This is a genomic window from Streptomyces sp. NPDC004561 (genome assembly GCF_053602155.1).
The window spans coordinates 1-2911 of the sequence record NZ_JBSGDB010000741.1 but is presented as its reverse complement, the minus strand read 5'-3'; the positions used below and the strand labels follow the sequence as shown (position 1 = coordinate 2911).

At 72.3% G+C, this 2911-nt stretch carries 2 protein-coding genes and 2 pseudogenes; 3 read left to right on the top strand and 1 reads right to left on the bottom strand.

Features of this window, described 5'->3' with window-relative positions; all coding sequences use genetic code 11:
* Positions 1–503 (top strand): annotated as a pseudogene (locus ACWEN3_RS44535) (hypothetical protein); the annotation flags it as partial.
* A gap of 12 nt (positions 504–515) precedes the next feature.
* Entirely contained in the window at positions 516–1658 is a 1143-nt protein-coding gene (locus ACWEN3_RS44530; protein ID WP_452983862.1) for a sugar phosphate isomerase/epimerase family protein, read from the top strand.
* 441 nt (positions 1659–2099) lie between these two features.
* Here the strand turns inward: ACWEN3_RS44530 and ACWEN3_RS44525 are convergent.
* A pseudogene (locus ACWEN3_RS44525) lies at positions 2100–2456 on the bottom strand (FadR/GntR family transcriptional regulator); the annotation flags it as partial.
* 15 nt (positions 2457–2471) lie between these two features.
* Here ACWEN3_RS44525 and ACWEN3_RS44520 point away from each other — a divergent pair.
* On the top strand, positions 2472–2911 hold a 440-nt coding region (locus ACWEN3_RS44520), incomplete at its 3' end, for a DAK2 domain-containing protein (RefSeq protein ID WP_452983865.1).

The window sequence follows — 2911 nt, the reverse complement described above, 5'->3', positions numbered from 1 at the left end:
AGAACGCCTACGACTCCCTGAAGGCCGCCAACGACGCATCGCGCGAACACCCCTCGCGCACGCTGGTGGTCATCACTCCGTTCCACCACCTGGACCACCCGCGCGCGGGCGAACTGGTCGCCGTGGCGGAGCCGGACGCCTGGTTCACCTACTACTACTGGCTGGACGACGCCCGCGCCCCCGACTTCGCACGGCTCGTGGAGATCCACCGCAAGCCCGGATACGACCCGGTCGAGCTGTTCATGGATCCCCAGGACCCCTACGTCAAGGTCAAGGCGGCCACCGCGCTCGCCCGCAAGAAGCTCGGCCTGCGCTACCGCATGGCGGTCGTGCCCCTCGACGCCTCACCCGTCCGGGGCAGCCACGGCCGCCTCCCCACGAGCGACGACGACGGCCCGCTCCTCCTGTGCTCCACCCCCCGCGCCGTCGGCGACCGCATCGCGGCCACCGACGTGAAACCGCTCCTGCTCCACCTCGCCGGTCTCCGCACCGACCACCTGTGAAGGAAGGCTCCCGTGAACAACACGCATGACACCGACGACCAGCTGCGCCGCAGCCTCGGCATCGGCCGCCGCCGCTTCCTGAGCACCTGCACCGCCGTCACCGCGGGCGCGATCGCCGCCCCCGCCCTCGGCGCGATCCCCGTCCATGCCGCACCCCGGACGGGCGGTGACAACGGCGAGGGGCAGGTCCTCGTCCCCGCCGACAAGCGGGGCATCATCCTCTACACCGTCCGCGACGCCATCGGCCGCGACCCGCAGTCCACGTCGCTGCCGTCCGGCTTCCGGGAGGTCTTCGAACAGCTCGCCCGGTTCGGCTACCAGCAGGTCGAGTTCGCGGGCTACGGCCAGCACGCCAACGCGCCCGGCGGGGCGAACCTGGAGTCCGTCGAGGGCGCGAAGCAGCTGCGCCGCTGGCTCGACGACTCCGGGCTGCGCGCCCAGGGCAACCACGGCTTCATCCCCGGCTCCTGGCCGCTGAGCAGCACCGACCTGGACACCTTCAAGAAGCACCTGGAGATCGCCAACATCCTCGGCATGGCCCACGTGGGTACGGGCGGCGACCCCACCAGCAGCGCCTACAAGGCGGACTGGGACGTGGCCGCCGACAAGTGGCACGCCCTCGGCGACCTCGCCCGCCGCGCCGGTCTGAAGCTGTACACCCACAACCACGACGCCGCCTACGGCTTCCTCCTCGACGGCGGCCCGCTCGACGCCCAGGGCCGGCCGACCCGCAGCTCCGGCATCCGCAAGCTGGAGTACTTCCTCACCATCACCGACCCGAAGCTGATCTGGCTGGAGATGGACATCTTCTGGGCGCACGTGGCCCAGTACAAGTTCCGCACCTACACCGCCCACGACGGCTCGACGCAGACGAACATCTTCGACCCGGCCGGCCTGGTCACCCGCCACGACAAGCGCTACCCGCTTTTCCACGCCAAGGACGGCGTCGTCAACACGACGAACGGCATGGGCTACGACATGGTCCCGTTCGGCACCGGGGTCATCGACTACCGGACGTTCTTCTCCCGCGTCGGCCACCGCAACTACCACAACCCGATGGTCGAGCAGGACAACGCCCCGAGCACCACGAACCCGGGGCAGTCCCTGGAGCACGCGGCCATCGGCTACCGCAACCTGGCGGCACTGCGCCGCTAGCGGCCACGCCCGCCGCACGAGTGCCTCCCCGGCGCCCACCGGGGAGGCACTCCCGGCCGAATCCAGCCGTTTTCCGGCCGCTCACCCTCGGGACCACGGCCGGGCTCGGTCTTCGGGCTCCTGCCCCAGGGACTCGTCGGCGGCCGTGTTCGCGCCCTGGTCGAGGCCCGCCCGCGGTCCGACCGGGCACACGGTGTCGGCCGACGCGGGCGAAGACCATTCATAGGGCTGGAGCCCGACCCGGACCGAGCCCCGCCGGGGCCGGCTGCGCCTGCCCGCACCAGCCGTCGCCTTCGCCACCTCGGCCCCCGTGTTGCCCTGCGGGCACCCCGGCCGACCGGTCCGCCACGCCTGCCCGGGCACGCGGCTGTGGCGCATGGCCCGCCTGTACGCCGGCACGTGCGGCCGACCGTCCTCAGCGGCCCCTGGCATGCAGCGAGGTCAGGAACTGCTGGTCATCGACGCGCGCAGCCGGGAGCTGGCCATGCGCATGTGCTCGGCCATGGCGCGGTCGGCGGCCTCGGGGTCGCGGGAGCGGATGGCCTGGAGCACCGCGTCGTGTTCGCACAACGTGCCGCTGACGGTCCCCTCTATGTCACTGACACGCTCCATCCACACCTGCAGAAGCGCGCGGATGCTGTGCAGGATGTCGCTGAGCACCGAGTTCCGGGCGATGCGGGCGCACTCGAGGTGGAAGGCGATGTCCGCGTCGATGAACGTCTTGACGTCACCGCCTGCCTCGCGCATCTGCGCGAGGTGCTCCTCCAGCCTGGCCACGTCCTCGTCGGCGGCACACTCGTCACCAGCTTCGACATGGCCGGTGTCTCCCTCACGCTGACCTGGCTGGACAGCCGGCTGGAAGAGCTGTGGCAGACGCCCGCCGACACGCCCGCCTACCGCAAGGGCGCCATCGGCGTCCCCGAGACGGCCGCAGCCGCCCCCGTCGCCGAGACGGACACCACGGGCGGCACGGACACCGCCGAAGCGGTTCCCAGGGCCTCCGAGGAGTCCCGGCGCAGCGCCCGTACCGCCCTTGCCGCGCTGGAGGCGGTGGCCCGCACCATCGACGCACACGCCGAGGAACTCGGCCGGATCGACGCCGGCGCCGGCACGCTCCTCGCCCGCGCCGCCGACGCCTGGGCCGACAAGGCCGGCGGGACCTCCGGCGCCCTGTGGGGCGCGATCCTGCACGGCTTCGCCGCCGCCCTCGGTGACCAGGACGCCGCGACGGCGGCCCGCGTCGCCGACGGAGC